Source organism: Pseudomonas sp. S06B 330 (assembly GCF_002845275.2).
Taxonomy (GTDB): domain Bacteria; phylum Pseudomonadota; class Gammaproteobacteria; order Pseudomonadales; family Pseudomonadaceae; genus Aquipseudomonas.
The window spans coordinates 4,253,720-4,274,235 of record NZ_CP088149.1; the positions used below are offsets into that span (position 1 = coordinate 4,253,720).

A 20,516-nucleotide genomic window follows, 5' to 3' on the forward strand; every position below is an offset into this window, starting at 1 on the left:
TCAGGCTTCTGTTTTCATCAAGTTGGCAGAGGTGGCGTTAGCGGTAGAAAGTTGCTTTATCGAATCGAGAATATTTTTCGAGCGAATCGACACCAGGCTCAATGACCCCGCATCGCCCATACCGTGGGAAGATTCGCAGAGACCATTCAGGTACAACCCCAGTCCATCAAGCCCCTCTAATGCAAGGCGATAATCACGCCCGACCCTCATCTCACCGACTTCATCTTTTTCCAGTAACGGATAGACACTATCCAGCAACGCCGGACACAACTCTTGATGCGCCAACGGACCAAAATCACGGAAACCGGTCGCGGAAATAACCATGTCGACTTCCAACGAAGTTATGTTTTCGTCACTGTGCGCGGCTATCAATTCCAGAGACACTTTTGACCCCACCGTTACGGCGCTGACAATCTCTACCGAGTTATGCACCTTCAATTTGCTGTTACCAAAATGCTTGTCGCGGTACAGCGTACGGTACAACTCATCCAGCACGTCGGCATCGGAGGCCGAGTAATTGGTGAGATTCAGGTCATCCTTGAGCCGTTGCTTGTGCTCTGGCTTGCTGCTGTAGAACAGATCAACGAACCCCGGGAAGTACACTTCCCCGGTGAATGGCGATGTATCTTTCAAACGATAACCGAACTTTCTCGACACCCCGTGTACCGCCACATGAGGAAACTTATCGGCCAGATAGATCATGATTTCTATCGCTGACTGACTGCCACCGACGATAGCAACACTGTTGACCTCGCCAGCGTTGAGGCGGCCAAGGATGTTATTGAATTTAGCCCCATGGACCAGTTGATCCCGGCTCAACCCGCTAAGGACGGGAGGGACGTACGGCGTGCGGCCAGTACCTACCACTAGGTTCGTGCAGGTGTAGGTCTTGCCGGCCGTGGTCTTGATCTCAAAGCGGGCGTCGCTGTCGCTTTGTGCCAGGGCGCGGACACCACTGACGACCGTTGAATAATGCACCGAACCATTGAAGTGTTCGGCCGCCCATTTGATGTAGTCGCGATACTCATACCGATAGGGATAGTAAAGCCCCATGTTCAGGTGCTCGAACAATCGCCCCTTCTCATGGAGATAATTGGTGAACGAGTAGTAGCTTCGCGGATTACGTGGCGTGGCCAGGTCGCGCAACGGGTGATTTTGAATATCCGAGTTTGCCAGCAATAATCCTGTCTGCCACTCGCTCGATGCTTCTTTTTCCAAAAAAAGACATCGCGCGCCCGGTGCCTCTTCCTCCAGCGTAATTGCCAATGAGATGTTCGAAGGGCCAAAGCCCACACCAATGATGTCGTAATGCATAGATGCGCTCACGCTTAGCCTCCCTCTAAATATTAAACCGTCCAAAAACACACTTTGATAGCACCACTACGCCGAACAACGAGCGCTTGTCACAACAGAAAAGCACACTATGCTTACTACTGAAACTGGCTTACTCAACAGGCAGCAAAACGCTATCACTTGCATTAACAATGCGCATAATCATTTTATCTAAAGTGTCTGTTTAGTTTTTCTAAGCTCAAGTTTTCAAGCAATTAGTCGCAGCAATGAAAAGTTATCGTCACACTTTCCAAGTACAAGTCATTCAGGCGCAAAACACCGAAAACCAAAAAGGTTATAAGCTTATGCTTTTTCGAGCATCGCACCGGGATCTTGTTCGGCGTCATTGCCGACAATTCATTTGGTAACCATTTGTTTCATGGTTGCGGAGATAAAAAATGCCGCGCTTGCCCTGCCTATTTAGTTTGACAGGGACTCGACGCGACATCATGAAAGTGTAGAAGCGCGAAAATCTGAAATATCTTCGTGTGGAAAACCATGATGCTGATTGTCCGAGTTCCGTGCTGTGATAGCATCGCGCCGCTTTCCACAGGATCATCAATAAAAGGAGCTATCGATGACTGCCGTCTTACCGCTATTGGCACTCAGGGCGTTTACTGAAGTCGGCAGGCGAGGAAGCGTTAAAGCTGCAGCCCAATCCATGGGCGTGTCTCCCGGTGCGGTCAGTCAGCAAATCCGGATTCTCGAAGACCGGGTGGGTTTCTCGCTTTTTCTGCGCACCTCCAAAGGCATCAAGCTCACAGCACGCGCCGAGCGGGTTTACGAAACGCTGCAAATATCCTTCGACAACATCGACAAGTCATTGAAGTCACTGCGTGCAATGCAGTACGAGCACAAGGTGTCGATCAATACCACCCCCGCATTCGCTGCCTCCTGGCTGATCCCCAAGCTGACCGATTTCTATAGCAAATTCCCCCACATAGAAATCAGCATTGAGTCGTCCAACGAACTGGTCGACCTCAAACGCAGCTCTACCGATATTGCACTGCGTCATGGCCTGGGCAACTACCCAGGGCTGAGCACGATGCGCCTGATCGCCCCACGCCTGATTCCGGTTGCAGCCCCCGGCCTGCTGGCCAATGGGCCAGCCATCAATACCGTCGAAGATTGCCTGAACTACCCGCTGCTGCAAGACTCCGATCGCGCCGACTGGCACTTGTGGCTGCAAGCACACGGTATCGATGATGATGTGCGTGCCCGCAAAGGCCCCAGCTTCGAAGACGACTTTCTCCTTGCCCGCGCGGCCGCAACAGGTCAAGGCATGGCCCTGGTCCCGGAATTTTGCGTCGAGGAAGAATTGCGCGAAGGCAAGCTGTGCGTGGCCCTGGAAAAGACCTGGCCGGCGAGGTTCGCTTACTATGCAGTCACGCTCCCGGAAACACTGCGACGCTCGGAAATCAGAGAAGTACTGAGCTGGCTGATTGAGCAAACCACGCAGGAGGAGGTGTATGTGCAGGAACTGGCGGTGAGTTAGCCGCAGCAGTTAGTACACCTTAGCACCCCCCCCTGAAATACCTCGGGGCGCCCCGCCTCGCCGCCTCGCCCCCTCGCCCTACCTGCCGCCTGACAGCTAACCACTACAACCAGCCGAGTTTAGAAAAACTATCCTGAAGCCTCAGGGAATATCGTTTTTCCTCTTGCCAAAAGCCCAATAGTATCCGGATACCACATCCATAACGCTTTAGCAGATCTCACCTTTCGGCTGGGGAAAATAATGCCTAGAACACCTGTTATCCGAGCACTGACTCACCATTTGCAGGCCTTGCGCTCAGTTCAGCCAGGCTCACCTGTGCAGCACACAACGCACCGAGGCAAATCATGAGCACTCAATCACCGGCCAAGGCCTTCTCCAAGCCGTTGGCACTGACAGCACTCGCCCTGCTCTGCGCCATTGGCGGACTCTACCTCTATGACAGTCAGCGCAAGCAGGCTGCCGAACAGGCTGCTTTGGCCGCAGGCGAGCCAGCCCCTATTGCAGTGGAGGTCGCGGCCGTTCGCAGCGAGGTGTTGCCGGCCACGGTCAAGGCAATCGGCACCGTAGTCGCAGATCATCAGGTGCTGGTGGCGGCGGAAGTGGCCGGACGCATCACCAAAGTGCATTTCACCAGTGGTCAGACCATTACTGCCGGTACACCGCTGGTTCAACTCAACGATGGCCCACTGCGCAGCGAACTGGAACGCCGCCGGGTTGCCCTGCGCTTGGCCAGCACCCACCTCGATCGCGCCAAGCGCCTGCGTGGCCAAACCATGTCCAGCGCAGAGTACGAACAGCACGTAGCGGCCTATGACGAGGCCCGAGCTCTGGTTGCACAATCGGAAGAAGACATTTCCCAACGCCTGGTGCGCGCACCTTTTGGTGGCGAGCTTGGTCTGCGCCGGATAAACCTTGGCCAGTACGTGGAGGCCGGCACACCAATTGCCACACTGACTGACAACCGCGTGCTGCACATCGACTTTACTGTCCCAGAGCGCAACCGTGCAGCACTGAAGACGGGCCTTCAGGTGCGAGTCAAAGGGGACGGGGAAAGTGGCAAGACCCTCAGCGGGCAGATTTCTGCAATCGATCCGCAAGTGGACAAGGAAAACCATGCCATACGCGTGCGGGCCACTCTGCGCAACGACGCACAAGGCGCCCTGTGGCCCGGAAAGTTTGCTCATGTAGTGCTTGAGCTCAGTCCCGGCCCTGCCGTCACCACTATTCCTACCGTAGCGCTGGAAACATCACTGTCCGGCGAGCGTATTTATGCCCTGCGGGAAACCGATGGCGTATTGCGCGCCCAGCTGGTTTCCGTACGTACCGGCTCGCAGTCAGACAGCCGCACCGAAGTGCTGGGCAGCAACCTGAATGAAGGCGACCTGGTTGTAGTAGCCGGCCAGATCAACCTGCAGGACGGAGCCCTGGTTGCCCCGCGCCAGCCCGAGGCACTCGCGTCAGGATCCGAGGCTATCGGGTCCTATACCGGTAAAAAGGAATAGACCGCCATGGCTGTTACCGACATTTTCATACGCCGTCCCGTGCTGACGCTGGCCTTCGCCCTGCTGATCGTCCTGGTGGGTCTTCGCGCATTGATGGACCTGCCCTTGCGCCAGTACCCCAAAATCGAAAGTGCCGTGATCACGGTCACCACCGAGTACCCCGGGGCTCCGGCCGATCTGATGCAAGGTTTCGTCACCACCACCTTGGCCCAGGCAGTCGCTACCACCCAGGGCGTGGAATACATGAGCTCATCCTCTGAGCAGGGGTTGAGCACAATCACCGCCTATCTACGCCTGAATGCCAACTCCGACGCGGCCTTGACCGAAGTACTGGCCAAGGTCAACGAGGTACGTTACCTGCTACCAGAAGAGGCCTACGACCCGGTTGTGGTACGCCAGGCACCAGGCGCGATCGGTGTCATTTACGCCGGTTTCAGCCCCGGCGAAGGTGAAGCCTTGACGGGTATCACCGACTACCTGATGCGCGTGGCCCGGCCCATGCTGACCACCGTTGAAGGCGTGGCCGCCGTCAACGTGCTTGGCGGTCAAAACCTGTCGATGCGTATCTGGCTCGACCCCCTGCGCATGGCCGCTCACGGCATTACTGCCGCCGACGTCGACCGGGCCATCGAGGAGAACAATTATCAGGCCGCCCCTGGCCAGATCAAAGGCGCGCTGGTGGTTGCCAACGTGCGCATCGACACCAACCTCAATACCGTCGAAGGCTTCAGCCGCTTGGTGGTAAAAAAGGGCGAGAGCCTGGTTCGTCTTGAAGATATCGCAACGGTTGAAATCGGCACACAAAGCCGCGACCAGATCACCGGCATGAACGGCGAAGCAGCCGTGTACCTGGAGGTCATGGCAACACCAGGGGGCAACCCGTTGACCATTTCCCGCCAGGCCAGACAGGTGCTCGACAAGCTGAACCTTCCGCCTGGGGTCAAGATGGCAATCCCCTACGATGTCACTGTGTTCATTGATGCGGCGATCGACAACGTATTGGTTAAATTCGTGATCGCCGGCCTGGAAGTGGTACTGGTGATTTTCCTGTTTCTAGGCTCCATGCGCGCCGTTGCCGTACCGGTCCTGAGTATTCCGCTGTCGCTGCTTGGCGCTGCTGCGATCATGCTTGCGCTGGGTTTCAGCCTCAACCTGCTGACGCTGCTGGCCATGGTCCTGGCCATCGGCCTGGTGGTCGACGACGCCATTGTCGTGGTTGAAAACGTCCATAGGCGTATGGAAGAAGGCGAGTCTTCCTTCGAGGCAGCCAAGAACGGTGCCCGGGAAATTGCCGGCCCGGTCCTGACCATGGCCGCCACCCTGGTCGCGGTGTATGCGCCACTGGGCTTGATCGGCGGGCTGACCGGTGCTTTGTTCAGCGAGTTCGCCTTCACCCTGGCAGCCGCCGTGGCGGTGTCCGCTGTTGTCGCCCTCACCGTCTCGCCCACCGTGGCGTCCAAACTGTTGCATCATGACTCACCCAGCCGTTTTGCTCGTAAGGTCGAGGCCATTACCACCCGCGTCGTGAATGCCTATGACCGCTTGCTGGGCAAAGTGCTCAAGGATGTCCGCCTGGCGCTGCTGATTGGCCTCGGCGCCATGGTGAGCCTGCCCGTACTGTTCAATGGCCTGCAATCGGAATTGGCCCCGGCCGAAGACCAGGGTGAAATTGTCGTCGACATGAAGGCGCCACAAGCAAGCAGCCTGGAGTTTCTGGAAGAACAGGCCAAGCGGGTTGAAGCGACGTTGCTGTCCATTCCCGAAACCGGCACCGTTTATATGGTCGCCGGTGTAGGCGCTTCACTGAACAAAGGCTGGGCGGGCGTCATGCTCAAGCCGTGGGGGGATCGTGAGCGCTCGGCGGAGGAGATCATGGCCGAGCTACAGGGCAAGCTGGCCTCTGTAGAAGGTATCGCCGGGTCAGCCTTTCTGCCGGCACCGCTGCCAGGCTCGGTGGGCGGTTTTCCGGTACAGCTGGTGGTGACTTCTGCGGCCAAGCATGAAGAAGTCTATGAAAACATGGAGAAGGTCAAAGCTGCCGCTCGCAACAGTGGGCTGTTTGCCTTCATCGACTCCGACCTGACCTTCACCAACCCCACAGTACTGGTGCGCATCGACCGCTCCAAAGCCCATGACCTGGGCCTGGACATGAAGGAAATCGGCGACACCTTTGCCCGCCTGGTCGGTGAGTCCTATGTCAACCGTTTTGGCGCTCAAGGTCGTTCCTATGATGTCATTCCACAGGCCCCACGGGACCAACGCCTGACACCAGAGTTTCTCGAAAGCTACTACATTCGCACGGCCAGCGGGGGGCAAGTGCCCATTTCCACGGTGATCACCCTGGAACGAGGTGTCGAGGCCAACGCACTGACCCAGTTCAATCAACTCAACAGCTCCACCCTGGTGGCGATCCCGGCCCCTAACGTTACCTTGGGCCAGGCGGTGGCCTTCCTCCAGCAGGAAGCTGCAAAACTGCCAGCAGACTATCAGCATGACTTCCTCGGTGAATCACGTCAGTACCTGCAGGAACAGGGCGGCTTTGCCATTACCTTCGCCTTTGCCCTGGCATTCATTTTCCTGGTGCTGGCGGCTCAGTTCGAAAGCGTGCGCGACCCCCTGCTGATCCTCACCACCGTCCCTCTGGCAGCCTGCGGTGCACTGACGGCGATGTTCTTCGGTTTCGCGACGCTGAACATCTACACCCAGATTGGCCTGGTTACGCTGATTGGCCTGATTGCCAAGCACGGCATCCTGATCGTGGAATTCGCCAACGCCGCGCAACGCAATCAACACCTGGACCGGGTCGAAGCGGTACGGGCCGCCGCGCGTACGCGTATTCGCCCGATCCTCATGACCACCGCAGCAATGATTGGCGGGCTGCTTCCGTTGCTCTTTGCAAGCGGCGCCGGTGCCGGCAGCCAGCGCTCGATCGCCGTGGTACTGGTGGCGGGACTGATGGTCGGCACTGTGTTCACGTTGTTCGTCCTGCCTGCGGTATACGCCCGTTTTGGCCGTCAGTTGGCGCACAAACAGCCTGAGGCTATCGAACAACCGCTGCACGCAAGCCCTGACCACATCTGACCGAGACACTCAGGAATGCTCAGCGAAAAGGATATCCAATGAGAAGCATCGAAAAGATTCCCGCCTTCACCTGCACTAGATTGCCACTGGCCCTGGGCTTGCCCTTGGCCCTGGCGCTACTTGCCGGCTGCTCGCTCACACCGGATTATTCGGTACCCGATGAAGCGCGAAGCTGGGTATACAAAGAGGCACCCGCCCTCCCCCAGAATCAGACCGGTTCCTGGAAGCAGGCCCAGCCCGCTGAAGACCAGCTGCGCGGCCAATGGTGGCAAGTCTTTGCTGATCCGCGCCTCAATCAACTTGAAGAGCAGGCAGCCCTGGCCAACCCCGGCTTGCATGCCGCCGCCGCCCGACTCAAGCAGGCCCGTGCTCTGCAACGGGATGCGCGGGCGGACCGCATGCCGCGCGTCGATGCCGCATTCGGGCCATCGCGTCAGCGTGAGTCCCCAGCCTCCCTGGACCTGCCCGACGACGGTCCGGCCAACACCTTTACACTTTGGCGCGCAGAGCTTGGGATCAGCTATGAAGTGGATCTGGCCGGACGCATCGACGCACAAGTTGAAGCGGCCACCGCTGAACTTGAGAAAAGCGGCGCACTGTATCGGACCGTGCTTTTAGCCTTGCAGGCCGATGTTGCCGAGCACTACTTCCTGATACGCGAGCTGGACACCCAACTGTATGTCTATCGACGCACGCTGGAGCTGCGCAATGACACCTATCGCCTGATCAAGCATCGCCACGACAACGGCGATGCCGGTGAGCTCGACCTGGTGCGCGCGCACAGCGAACTGGAAGCGGCCCGCTCCGAAGCATTGGGGGTAGAGCGCAATCGCGCATCGGCAGAACACGCCCTGGCAATCCTGCTGGGGCTGCCACCTGCGAAGTTCAGCCTCGAACCCCAGCTACTGGTGGCAAAAGACATCGCCATCCCCCCCGGCTTGCCGTCCTCGCTGCTCGAACGCCGACCTGACATCGCTGCAGCAGAACGCGCCATGGCAGCTGCCAACGCCCGTGTCGGTATCGCCAAAGCGGCGTTCTTCCCGAAATTGGAGCTCACCGCTGCTGGTGGCTTCGAATCCAGTGAACTGGGTAACCTGTTCGAATGGTCGAGTCGAACCTTTCTTCTCGGCCCGCTGGTAGGCGCCGCCATGACCCTGCCCTTGTTCGATGGTGGCCGGCGTCAGGCCGGCGTGGACTATTCACAGGCCGCCTATGAGGAGGACGCGGCTCGCTACCGAGAAGTGGTGCTCAAGGCGTTCGGGGAAGTCGAAGACAATCTTGCACTATTGCGCATCATGGCCGAGCAAAGCCGCGCGCAGCAGATCGCCCTGGCCGCCTCGGAGCGAGCGGCAGAACTTTCCCACCTGCAGTACCGTGAAGGTTCGCATACCCAGCTCGATACCATCGACGCGGACCGCACGATGCTCACTCAACAACTGGCGACCGCGCGCCTCAATGGCGACAGGGCGCGCTCAACCGTGCGCCTGATCCGGGCGCTGGGTGGTGGCTGGGAGGAGGCCCTGAAACAACAGCACAGCATTGCCAGCAACACGCAAGAAGAGTGATCGCAACGCCGCCCTTGCCAACGGCAGGGGCGGTGAGCCGTCAACTTACGCGGCAGAAATGCTGCCTGCCTCCCCCATGATCCAGTCGATAAACGCCTGTACCTCAGGGCGCTGCGTGGCATCAGGACGCGTGACCACGTAGTAGGCAAAACGCGACGGCCAAGGCTTGTCCAGCGCCACAACCAATTTGCCGGACTCGATGTCTTCCTGGACATGGCTGTCCTGAACCAAGGCAATTCCCTGCCCCGCAGCGGCAGCACGCAACAGCAACAAGTCCTCCTCGAAACTCATCCCACGCCGCCCCTCATCTCCCACCTGCACGCCATGGGCTTGCAACCAGAGCACCCAATCGGCGCGGTCACCATCCTGCAGCAAGGGATAATTGAGGCAATCGATGGGCTCACGAATCAGCGGTCCCTGGGCAAGCAGCCCAGGGCTTGCGACCGGCAACAACACCGGCGCCATCAAACGAATCGACTCAAGCCCTGGGTAGCTGCCTAGCCCATGGCGCAGCGCCACATCAATCCTGTCGCGCTTGAAGTCGACCATCTTCGCCGATGCCTCGACCCGCACTTCGATTTCCGGGTGCAACTCACTGAAGCGACCAATTCTTGGCACCAGCCAGGCGGAAGCGAAAGACGGCACCGTACTGATGGTGAGGGTCTTTTCAACCGCCATGGTTTCCAGTGTCGAAAGCGATTTTTCAATCTGGTCAAAGCCGCGCAACAGGCCTGGGTGCACGCGCGCACCGGCTTCGGTGAGGTAGACGCCATGGCGGCCACGCACAAACAACGCAACGCCTATGCGCTCCTCCAACAGACGAATCTGTTGACTGACCGCACCTGGGGTAACCCCCAGGCTTTCAGCCGCGGCCTTCAGACTCCCAAGGCGCCCTGTTTCAGTAAAGGCACGCAGTGCGAGCAACGGTAAGACTGCTCCCATGTGTCTGTCCTCAGATTAGAAATTCTAACGCACCGCAGGAGAATTCATCGTTTCTCAATACGGTAGCTCCTCACTAGGATAGCAACTGAGGCATTGACTAGAAAGCAGCTTATCTAAGGTAGACAACGGAACATGAAGACCCCTGATTTGATCCTTTATACCGACAGTTCACCCAACGGATTCAAGATCACCATTGCCCTTGAAGAGCTCGGTTTGCCGTACGTCCTCAAACATGTGCGCATCGAACAGGGCGAGCATCGTCACCCTGATTTTCTCAAGCTCAATCCTCATGGACGGATTCCCGTTCTGGTCGACGAAGACACTGGCGTTACGTTGTTTGAGTCTGCCGCAATCCTGATGTACCTGGCCGAGAAAACCGGACGCCTGCTCCCAGACAACCTGGTCATGCGCTGGTCAGCCATCACCTGGTTGATGTTCCACGCTTCGAGCATGGGGCCCCTTCTCGGCCAACGCGTGCAATACGAAATTTTCGATACCAGCCACAGCGATGTTGGCGAGCGCTTTCGACGCCTCACCGAAGAGGCTTTCACAACATTGGACAACCACTTGAAGGACAACTTCTGGCTCGCTGGCCCTGAGTACAGCATCGCCGACATTGCCACCTTCGGCTGGATGCACATCGCGCACATCATCAATTTCGATTTCAGCCGCTTCAGCCGCCTGAGCGCTTGGCACGACCGCGTCAGCCAGCGCCCGGCGGTACAACGTGGCATCAACCTGCCCCAACCGGCGACCGGCCCCTGACACTTACCGCAGAAGAGAATCGGCATGAACGAGACCGTGATACGCACCGACCGCGCCACCATCCGCGGCGCCAGCGCGCCAGCCTTTGCCGGACACCCTGGCTACACGCGGATGTTTGCGCCAGACCAACTGACGCTGGGCATCTTTCTGCCGCTGCGCTTTTATGAAGGCGACATGAGCGTCTTGGCCGGCCAGGCCGACCTGGTCAGCGAGATTGACCGCTACGGGTTCGCTGCAACCTGGGTCAGGGACGTGCCGTTATTCGATCCGTACTTCGGTGATGCCGGGCAAGTCTTCGATCCCTTCACTTACCTGGCCTACCTGGCCGCCAGAACCAAGCGTGTCACCCTGGCCACCGGCAGCGCGATATTCTCTTTGCGCCACCCGATAGACCTGGCCAAAGCAGCGTCGACCATCGACCAACTGTCCGGTGGACGCCTGGTCATGGGTATCGCATCGGGCGACCGCCCTGTCGAATTTCCCGCTTACGGGCTGGAGCACAGCGAGCGCGGTGAACGCTTCGCCGAATCGGTGGATTACTTTCGGCAATTGCTGCAAAGCGGCGAAAAAACCATCAGCTCACCGCTGGGACACTTGAGTGACGCGCAGTTACTGCCCAAACCTGCCACGGGCAACATTCCTTTGCTGGTCACCGGTTCCTCACGCCAATCGATGCAGTGGCTGGGTGAACAGGCCGATGGCTGGCTGACCTATCCGGAATCAACGCAGAACATCTCAGGGCCGCGGCGCCTTGCAGAGAAAATACGTGCCTGGCGCAGCCATATTCCTGACCAGGGTTTCCGCCCCCACGTCACCAACGAGTGGATTGACCTGAGCGCAGATCCCAACTTCCCGCGTACGCCGTTACGCGGCGGCTATGTCCTCAAGACCGGTCGACGGGGCTTGATCGAGCTACTCGGCGAATGGCGTGACGCCGGCGTGAATCACGCAGCGATCGGCATTCACCTGGCAGAGCGTCCGGCGCAGGAAATCATTCAGGAACTGGCTGAAGAAGTGCTGCCGCTGTTTCCTTCTCACGACGGTGTGTTGCCACTTGCACAACACTGGTAATCAGCCCACACGTTACTGCCAGAGCACCTTCGCGCCTCTGGCAGCCGTGGCCTCATTCATCCATTTACAGGGATCACACGGATGCACCTTGCCAAACCTCAGCTCTATCGCGGCCACTATGACAGTCAACTGGGGCGGATAGATTTGTTGGTCAATAGCAACGGTGCATTGTTGCGACTGGATTTCGCATTGCCCGGGGCGCTCTACACCCGGGTCGAATATGCCAATGCCATCGCCGAGCAGGAACCCTTCACGCCAATTTGCCAACAACTGGGCGAATACTTTGCAGGCAACCGAGCCGACTTCGATATCGAGCTCGCCCCTGCCGGCAGCAGCTTTTTGAAGGAGGCCTGGGCATTGCTCAGAGCCGTTCCCTATGGCACCACTACAACGTACGGTGCCCTGGCCAAGGCGATGGGCAAGCCAGGGTCTGCGCGGGCTATTGGCATGGCTAACGCAGTGAACCCGATTTCGATCATCGTCCCCTGCCATCGCGTCATCGCTGCCAGTGGCGCTCTGACCGGCTACAGCGGCGGGCTGGACAAGAAACGTGGACTACTGATCCTGGAAGCAGAGCATTCGCGGGGCGACCTGGCGTGTGTACCTAGCAGGCCGGTCTGAAGACCGCATCGCAATACTGCTGCAGAACCTCAGCCTTTTTCGACCCACTGTGCGCATCGCGGTGGGTTTTTTTATGGTTCCGATTTAGTCAGAACATTTGCAGATTTTTCCTCTTCCTTGTAGTCCATTTCCCAAAGATACTTGTGCCGCCTTTGAGCCATTGCGCTGCTCTGGAGTGCGGCCTAACCTCTGCCGGTCGTTGACATTCAACGACCGGCTTTGACAGGCCGACCAACCTTCAGAACATGTGCCGCTTAATGGCGGCTGTACGTGGGGCACTTCGTGTGCGCCGAGTTGTTCTGGAGTTATCGGTCTGTCAACCCGCGTACAGCTGCCACCTAACTGTTTGACAGCAGGTGGGTAGCAGCCTCATCAACTCCAGAGGTGTATATGCTCAAGATCGTCCCCGATCCACCCCTCCTCCCCCGAGACACCCACCACTCCCTCGAAGACCTGCTCGTCCAGATTTCGGAGTACCTGGTCTGTGCATTGACCGTAGCCCAACAGACGGTGCTCCTGCACCCGCGACCACCCGGGCAGATTCTGACCTTGGCAACCATGCATGAGATCGACAGCGCCCGTAGCCTGGTCGAGTTAGCCTTGAGCAAGGTGCAGGTACAGCACTGAGTTCAAACCCATCGCGGGTCAAGCCCGCTGCAACAGGCGGGCTTGGCGGCGGCAGATGTTGAGGAGTGGTTAATGACTGGCCGTAACCCATCGCAAGGCAAAAACGGACCTTGGCAAACCTGTGGTATCGGCAGCTTCGGTGAAGGCGTCGGGGGGCAAATCGAGAACCGATTATTCCGCACCACTGCCGGGCAGGATGTGCAATACGCGCTGGAGCAGGCCAACGTGTTGATGAGCTGTGTTAATACGATCACCTTGCAAGCAGCGATCGAGCAGGATGACACGCTGGCGTGGGCGGCACATTACCTTAGCGGTATGGCTAAGGCGCTGATAGAGGATGTGGCTTATGTAATGAAGGCGGAGTCATTTCTCAGAACTTAGCAGGGAGAAAGAACCAGACCTAAATTACTTTAGATCGAGGCTGCCGAAGCAGCCTCAATTCTTCAGTCTTTGTCGCATCAGATATACAGACAACATTAATATAATTTATCTTCAACGTCAGTAACTGAGGGCATGAGGATCTTGCTAAGTTTACGAACCAGAAGATCCCGAACTACCACTACCATTGGTATTGCTACTTTGACTTTGACTGCCACTGCCACTGCCACTGCCACTGCGAATAACTTTGGTTGTAGTATCCTTTTGACCAGATTTATCTTTAGGGCTATCAGTCATCATACACCTCCATTAAAGCGCTAAAAATGCGCTGAGTCCTGATTAAACCAAATGAGTAAAAATCCGCAACTGACAAAAATGATAGGTAACCACCCTAACGAACGATTCGAAAAACATAAAAACCCGAGCCCCCCCCGAACTTCAGCCAGACGCTAAAGCGTCTGGCAATAAAAAGTAACCTGGGTGGTCTCAGCCGTGCACCCAGAACGCGCTCTCTGCAAACTGTTCGCCATTCCACCAATTTGCCTTGCCGGTGCCATAGCTGAAGTTGCTCGCGCCAGCCTGGCTCTGCAAGGGGGCGATCACCTCGCCGGCAGAATCGCGCCTGGCGCTGAACGTCGGCGTTTCTGGAACCACTGCAACGATATGCCCGGATTTGCCCTCTTCCTTGCGCCGCGCCACGATCAGACCGATGCCACCCTGATTGGCAGCTTGTTGGAGCTTGCTCAGCGTTCCGGTCTGGCGCCAGCCAAAATCTGCACCAAAATCGCGTAACCAGCGAAACAGATCATTGGCGCGCATTTCGAAAAGCGTATCGCCAATCAAGGGCTCTACCTGATTGCCTTTGGCCAGAGCAATGACAGCCTTGGACGTCCACCACACACGCGGCAAGTACACGCCCGCCAGGTGGCAATAGTCATGGCAATAGATATTGCAGAACGTCAGCCCACTGTGCGGCTGGTAGCGCTTATGTGCGGAGCTGTCTACCGCCAGCCATTTGATGATGGCGGCAAGTTCACCGCGCAGCTCATCCGGTGAAGTGCCTTGGCGTGCGGGTTGCCCTGACTCGTTCAAGTAATGAGCACCCGCCGTATCCGCCCGCCGGGTCACGCGCGCAGGCTTTCTGGGCATTAATACCGCCACCACACCTGTGCTTGGCGATGAAACCGCTGGAGCGACGACAGGAATGTCATCTAGGTCAGGCGCTGCCACCAGGAATTTTTGCGAGACAAAACCATGCAACAGCGCACCCGCCAGGGAGGTTTGCACTTCACGAAAACCACCTTGGGCTTTTTTCGCCACCGCGCGCACGGGGTGACCATCAGGCAAGTGACCAATCACATTGGCTTGCGGCGGATCACTGATACTGGGTTCGCTTCGCACCCGCAGCATGCCCTCACGGGTTTCTACCCGAAAAAAGTCACCTTGTGCCTCCACAGGGCTTGGCGTTGGCACCAACGCCAAGCCAGCGGCCGGTGCCACGAGCGCCGGGGTGGAGCCTGGCAACGCTACCGACTGGGCAAGGAGAATGAAGTCGAAAATCTTCTCGCCATAGAAGTGCTGGCCATCAAAATGGCCCTGCCGTAGCCCCTTTTTCGGATTGAAGCCTCCGGTGTTGTAGGTAATGGCCACAGCAGCCAGCTCATGGTTGGTCAGTGTCGAACGCCCCTGAAAGCCCAACTTTTTCAAGCCACGCTTAAGCTCTTCGATGCACATGCCCAACGTGGCCTCGAACTGCTCGTAACGTCGCTCGAGAAAGTAGTCCGGATCAACGTTGAAGAACTGCAGATCGCGTTGAAACATGCCAAAACCATGGCAGAACTTGTTCGGTTTTTTCGCCACTGCAGCGAAGCCGGGGATGTGCTCGGCCATGTCGACCAAGGCCTGATGGGCCAGATCGAACATCGCTGCACCACCCGGCACGGCCAGCAAATCGGCTTTGGTTCTGGGGAATGCTGAGCGTCCCTTATCGGCGTCCAGCGTGTCGCCAACGCACAGTGCGAGGATGTGCGCCGTGGTCATTGCCTTGGCGCGCAGCACCGACCAGACGTGTCCGGTCTCCTGGCAGGCAATTGCGGTGATGAAATCCACCGTGAAGGGCAATCCCGCAAGCCGCGGGGTAATCAGTGGCTGAAATTGGGTCTTGAACCACAGCACATCAGCGTGTTTGGGCATGAAGGACCTCCCGAGAACAAGGCAACTCGCACACGGCTACCACCCGGACTGCGACTCGGGAAAACTGGTTAGTTTTCAGGTCCTTCTATATTCAAGTAAAGCCACCCGCCCATAGGCGTCAAGTTTTCGCTCAGACCTCCTGGCTATTAGCGCCCGAGAAACAGCAAAGCAACTACCAACGCGGCGAGGAAAAAGGTTTCACCGACCAGCATGACGATGGGTTGCCAGCCGACCTTGGTCAGTTTCTGTAGCGATGTTTTCACCCCCAGAGCAGCAATGGCCACCACCAGGCAACTGCGTGACAGGTCGTTCATGCCATCGGTCACCGTGTGCGGTATGACGCCCGTGCTGTTGATTGCCACCAGCACCATGAAAGCGACCAGAAAGCCCGGCACCAAAGGGATGCGCCCACGCTCGCTGCCCACTTGTTGATGGCGGAACAGCCAGGCAATCACTACCACTGCCGGTACCAATAGCGCCACACGCAGCAGTTTCACCACGGTCGCGATATCACCTGTTGCCGGCGAGATCATGTACCCAGCACCGACCACTTGGGCGACGTCATGGATAGTCCCGCCGAGGAACGTGCCGGTCTGCTCAGGACTGAGGCCAAGCAGCTTGCACAGAATGGGATAGGTGATCATCGCTAACGTCGACAATCCGGTGACGCCGACAACAGTAAGCAAGGTGTCGCGCTCACTGTGCTCATGCTTGGGCAGTACGGCGGAAATAGCCAAGGCCGCCGATGCGCCACAGATTGCCACGGCGCCGCCGGTGAGTACGCCGAAATCGGCGCGCTGGCCGAGCAGGCGGGCGCTGATCCAGCCGATGCCGATGGTTGCAGCAACCGCCAATACCGCGGCAAGGACCGTTTCCACGCCCAACGCGCCGATTTGCTCCAAGGTGATACGTGCCCCCAGCAAAATGACCCCCAGGCGCAAAATGGTACGCGAGGCATATTCGATACCAGGCAGGCAGCGACCGTCTTCGATCAGGAAATGGAAGGTCATACCGAAAAGCAGTGCATACAACAGCGTCGGGCCACCGTAATGGTCGGCAATAAAGGCCGAAGCCATGGCGATTGCCAAGCTGACCATCATGCCGGGGCCCAGGGTTTGTACGCGGGTCAGGATTCGTCGGGGGGCGGTGGCGGGCGTTGCGCAGGGCACATCCTTGATCATTTCACTGCCCCCCGGTTCGCCCGGCAGCTACAGGTGATCAGCCCGGCAATGAAACCACACGCGCAAGCATCTGCGAGTGAGGGAATGGCACTTCCAATCGGTATTTTTTTCTTGTTATTCATGATGTGGCTCTCATGCCGGTGAACGGTGAGAGGCACTACATCAAACGCGGAACAATGGCGGAAGTGAATATCCATCATTCATGGTATGCACCAGGTTAATGCCAAAACACGCGTGCTTATACGCGTTGAGCATGCGCTCACATGGGCGTTGCGCCACGCTTGGCGACAGCTATTTGATCCTCAAAAAACGCCTTCCCTGGCAGGTGACGCGGCTCACTGCTGAATCAGCGCACGCCTTCCTGACGCAGAGCTGCAGGGGTGTAGCTGGACATCAACGCTTTCACGCCGAACTCCACGCTGCGCTTTTCTTCATTCTTCAGCCCCAGTACCGAATAACGACCGGAGACCAAGTCATACAGGGTCTCGGCGGTGTAACCCGGCACCTTGTGGTTGTAATACTGTTGTGCGTGGCCCTCGGCGACCCGCCACAGTACCCCACGGCCGTCGTAGTGATCGACCTCGGCCAACTGCCAGGTGTCCTCGTCGAAGTACAAATGGCGCTTGGCATAGATGTGCCGCTCACTCGGCTTGAGCGTGGCTTCGACTTCCCAGACACGGTGCAGCTCGTAGCGGGTCAGGTCCTGATTGATGTGGCCAGGTTTGATGATGTCGTCGTACTTCAACTGCGGCGAGTCGAGCTTGTAGCTGTTGTATGGGATGTACAGTTCCTTCTTGCCGATCAGCTTCCACTCGTAACGGTCCGGTGAGCCGTTGAACATGTCGTAGTTGTCCGAAGTGGCCAAACCATCGGCAGCCGTGGCTGGGCCGTCGTATGCCACTTGCGGGGCGCGACGCACACGGCGTTGACCGGCGTTGTAGAGCCATGCCATGCGCGGTTCTTTGACCTGGTCAATGGTCTCGTGCACCAGCAGTACACTGCCCGCCAATCGTGCCGGGGCAGTCACCCGCTGGATGAAGAAGAACAGGCTGTTCTGCGCCTTGGCCTTGTCGAGGTCCGGCAGGTTACTCGGGTAAGAGATTTCGTCTTCAAAATGCACCATGGTGAATGCGCCATTGACCTGCGGCTGCACCCGCGTCACGAAACGGTGCACATTACCGCCGCGGTAGCGCGTGGTGTGATTCCACACGACCTCGACGCCATTGCTCGGGATCGGGAAGGCGTAGTAGCGGCTGTCGCTGAAGTTTTGCAGCCCGTTACCATCAGACAGTGTTTCGGTCTTGGCCGCGCTGGTCTTGATCGCACTGTAGATCTCGTCCGGCAATGCCGCCGTACGGTGGGTGGTGTAGACCGGAATTTTGTAGGTCTGGGGGTAACGCTGGAACATCGCCAGCTGGCCTGCGGTCAGCTTGTCCTTATATTGTTCGACGTTGCCAGCGGAGATGGTGAACAGTGGTTTTTCACTGGCGAACGGGTCGGCCAGGAAACCCTTGGCATCCACAGCGCCGGCATTGGTCGGCAGTCCGCCGCTCCAGGCTGGAATCGAACCGTCGGCATTGGCGGATTTCTCGGCCCCCATCGGGGTGAGACTGGCCCCCAGCTTGGCGACCTGATCGGCAGGCACCGCAGCCATGGCACTGGCGGCCAGCAGCGACAGAGAAAGTGCGCCGGTTTGCAGCAGATTTCGGGTGGTTTTCATTGTTATCACCTTTCTGATGTTGACCCGTTAGAAGTTCACGCCGAGGCTGAGGGCAAGAAAATCGCGGTCGACCTGAGTGTTGTACTTGCCGTCGAAAAAGTTCGTGTAACTCACGCTGGCGTTGTAGGTGTTGCGGTACTCGGCATCCAGCCCAAGGCTCACAGCCTTGGCGCCCTCGGTGAACAAACCGTTCGGGCCATAGCCGTTGACGTCATGCGACCAGGCCACGTTCGGCTTGAGGTTCACGCCGGCAAACACGTTGCTGTAGTCCCAGATGGCGCGCGCGCGGTAACCCCAGGATGTAGTGGTGACGAAGCCGTCGTTTTCGCAGTTGCGCACCAGGTTCTGGGTAGCGCCGGTGTTGCCAACGGCGCCATTGATCGTGCTTTGGTTCAGCGCCTGACAGGTATTGATCGCGCCGCTGGCCGGCAACTCGCCCGGCCCGAAGACGGCATCACGGCCATACCGTGCCTTGTTGGACGCCTCCAATCCCCCTGTATGCACCACCCCAACCTCACCGACCAGCGTCAAGCGCTCGGCGCCCATTACTTGATCGAAGAAGTGCGTAAAAGTGGTTTGCAACTGGGTGATTTCTTTGCGGCGGTAACCTTGTAGGTCGCTGCCCGGCGTGCCGTCGAGCAACGAAGCATTGCCGTACAGCGGGTTGACGCTGGCCTTCAGCGGATCGACCACGGCGAACAGAATGTCGGGAGTGTTCAGTTGCACTGGCGCATTGGGCCGATAGCTGATTTCGCCCTGCCATGCCGTGCCAGTAGGCAGCGTGGTGGAAAAGCTCAGGCCATACAGGCGGATGTCTTGCGGGTACTCCATGAAATACTGGGCGTTACCCGCCACCACCAGCGGTGCGGCGGCGCCGAATCCGGCGGCGGCGTTATAGACGCTTTGGGCCGGCGCGGTGTCGCCAAAAAACGGCGCGCGGCTGTGGTAGTTCATGAAGTAGGCGCCAAACTCGGTGTCCAGCGGCTCGAACATGTAGCGTAGCGCCAGGCCCCACTGACCACTGTCACGCGCATCACGGTCCGCCCCCCGACTTACCCGGGTACCTTCACCATTCTGGTTGATGTCCAGGGCCGTGCCAGGCAGGCGGCTGTTAATCAGGTTGCCCACCGCCGGGTTGTTGGTCAGCAAACGCAAGTTGTCGGTACAGCCATCGGCAGCCAAATCGGATTGGGCGAAGAATGTGCCGCAGTTGTCCACCACGGTCTGGTCCCACTCGACTTGGTAGAACGCCTCGGTCGACAGGTTATCGGTCAGGCTTTGCTGAACGAAAAACATGTTGACCGGAATCAGGCCTTCCTTGACCTCCGCACCGGGACGGCGGAAGGCTGACACATCGACTGGGTTGATCGAGTTGATACCGTTCTGAATGAACGTACTTTCTCCCCAACTCACGACCTGCTTACCGACCCGCACACTGCCTGGCTGCTGAGCCAGGGTGTAGTTGTAGTAAGCAAACGCATCGAGCAGTTGATAACCAGAGGACTTGGCGCCCTCCTTGCGGCCATGGTTGTCGATGTCCTTGAACGGCCGGCTCTCGTCCTGCAGCTCAAAGTCGTACCAGTACTTGCCGCGCATGAACACACCGACATCACCGTACTTCAGTTCGAGGTCATGGATACCCTTGAAGATTTTCGAGAATGTGCGGTTTTTCTCGAAGTTCAGCCGCGAGTCATCCGAGGTCTGTGACAGTCCCTTGCCGCCGTTATTAACCCCAATCAGATTGCTGTCCGGGCTTGCGGTCGACCAACTGGCGCCGACCGACAGCGAGGAGTCGAACTGGCCTTCGATTTCACCCACATTGAAATTGACGGCGTGGGCTTGAGCTACGCAGCCCAAGGTCATGGCGGTCGCAAGCGCCTTCAGTTCGAACGCTGCACACGTTTTTATTGTTTTCATGCGGTGCCCTGCTGGGTTGTTGTTGTTTTTGTTGTTGCTTACCCGCCCGGCGCTTTGTGCGCCCCCCAAAATTCAGCCAACACTCCGCCTACCGTCACTACGGTGACGGATGCCAAAAGGGGGAGT

14 protein-coding genes and 1 pseudogene are annotated in these 20,516 nt (G+C 58.0%); 9 read left to right on the plus strand and 6 right to left on the minus strand.

The genetic code is table 11. The annotated features are described in order from the left end of the window. Window positions 1-1,326 carry a lysine N(6)-hydroxylase/L-ornithine N(5)-oxygenase family protein gene (locus CX511_RS18930; RefSeq protein WP_143527783.1) on the minus strand — a complete coding sequence of 442 codons (1,326 nt, stop codon included), beginning with the start codon at window positions 1,324-1,326 and terminating at the stop codon, window positions 1-3. Between the two features lie 583 nt (window positions 1,327-1,909). Between CX511_RS18930 and CX511_RS18935 the strand changes: the two genes are divergently transcribed. The 4 genes from CX511_RS18935 (at window position 1,910) to CX511_RS18950 (ending at window position 8,975) form a co-directional block, all read left to right on the plus strand. After that, on the plus strand, window positions 1,910-2,827 hold the full coding sequence (locus tag CX511_RS18935) for a LysR substrate-binding domain-containing protein (protein ID WP_101293450.1): 918 nt from the start codon (window positions 1,910-1,912) through the stop codon (window positions 2,825-2,827). A 344-nt stretch (window positions 2,828-3,171) separates the two neighbouring features. Then, a complete protein-coding gene (locus CX511_RS18940) occupies window positions 3,172-4,329 on the plus strand; it encodes an efflux RND transporter periplasmic adaptor subunit (protein ID WP_052675670.1) in 1,158 nt (385 codons plus the stop codon). A gap of 6 nt (window positions 4,330-4,335) precedes the next feature. Further along, window positions 4,336-7,410, plus strand: coding sequence for an efflux RND transporter permease subunit (locus CX511_RS18945; protein ID WP_045189158.1), 3,075 nt, complete (start codon window positions 4,336-4,338; stop codon window positions 7,408-7,410). A gap of 38 nt (window positions 7,411-7,448) precedes the next feature. Next, window positions 7,449-8,975 carry an efflux transporter outer membrane subunit gene (locus CX511_RS18950; RefSeq protein ID WP_101293451.1) on the plus strand — a complete coding sequence of 509 codons (1,527 nt, stop codon included), beginning with the start codon at window positions 7,449-7,451 and terminating at the stop codon, window positions 8,973-8,975. A gap of 45 nt (window positions 8,976-9,020) precedes the next feature. On the opposite strand, the gene CX511_RS18955 is transcribed toward CX511_RS18950, so the two are convergent. Continuing rightward, the gene (locus CX511_RS18955) at window positions 9,021-9,917 is read right to left on the minus strand and encodes a LysR substrate-binding domain-containing protein (RefSeq protein WP_101293452.1); all 897 of its coding nucleotides are present in this window, start codon (window positions 9,915-9,917) and stop codon (window positions 9,021-9,023) included. Window positions 9,918-10,049: 132 nt separating this feature from the next. Between CX511_RS18955 and CX511_RS18960 the strand changes: the two genes are divergently transcribed. The 5 genes from CX511_RS18960 to CX511_RS18980 all read left to right on the plus strand — a co-directional run bounded on the left by CX511_RS18960 (window position 10,050) and on the right by CX511_RS18980 (window position 13,382). Beyond that, window positions 10,050-10,682 (plus strand): glutathione S-transferase family protein, encoded by a 633-nt coding sequence (locus tag CX511_RS18960; RefSeq protein ID WP_045189161.1) that lies wholly within the window; start codon window positions 10,050-10,052, stop codon window positions 10,680-10,682. Between the two features lie 24 nt (window positions 10,683-10,706). After that, entirely contained in the window at window positions 10,707-11,753 is a 1,047-nt protein-coding gene (locus CX511_RS18965; RefSeq protein WP_101293453.1) for an LLM class oxidoreductase, read from the plus strand. An 81-nt stretch (window positions 11,754-11,834) separates the two neighbouring features. Next, window positions 11,835-12,374 carry a methylated-DNA--[protein]-cysteine S-methyltransferase gene (locus tag CX511_RS18970; protein WP_045189165.1) on the plus strand — a complete coding sequence of 180 codons (540 nt, stop codon included), beginning with the start codon at window positions 11,835-11,837 and terminating at the stop codon, window positions 12,372-12,374. Between the two features lie 390 nt (window positions 12,375-12,764). Next, window positions 12,765-13,001 (plus strand): hypothetical protein, encoded by a 237-nt coding sequence (locus tag CX511_RS18975; protein WP_045189167.1) that lies wholly within the window; start codon window positions 12,765-12,767, stop codon window positions 12,999-13,001. Window positions 13,002-13,073: 72 nt separating this feature from the next. Continuing rightward, window positions 13,074-13,382, plus strand: coding sequence for a DUF3077 domain-containing protein (locus CX511_RS18980; RefSeq protein WP_101293454.1), 309 nt, complete (start codon window positions 13,074-13,076; stop codon window positions 13,380-13,382). 483 nt (window positions 13,383-13,865) lie between these two features. Here the strand turns inward: CX511_RS18980 and CX511_RS18985 are convergent, their stop codons facing one another. The 4 genes and pseudogenes from CX511_RS18985 to CX511_RS19000 form a co-directional block, all read right to left on the minus strand. After that, a complete protein-coding gene (locus CX511_RS18985; protein WP_101293455.1) occupies window positions 13,866-15,572 on the minus strand; it encodes an SH3 domain-containing protein in 1,707 nt (568 codons plus the stop codon). Between the two features lie 146 nt (window positions 15,573-15,718). After that, a complete protein-coding gene (locus CX511_RS18990) occupies window positions 15,719-16,753 on the minus strand; it encodes a YeiH family protein (protein ID WP_101293456.1) in 1,035 nt (344 codons plus the stop codon). Between the two features lie 346 nt (window positions 16,754-17,099). Continuing rightward, complete coding sequence (locus CX511_RS18995) at window positions 17,100-18,473, minus strand: DUF1329 domain-containing protein (RefSeq protein WP_101293457.1); 1,374 nt, start codon at window positions 18,471-18,473, stop codon at window positions 17,100-17,102. A 27-nt stretch (window positions 18,474-18,500) separates the two neighbouring features. After that, window positions 18,501-20,312: pseudogene (locus tag CX511_RS19000) on the minus strand (DUF1302 domain-containing protein); the annotation flags it as partial. Window positions 20,313-20,516 lie beyond the last annotated feature (204 nt).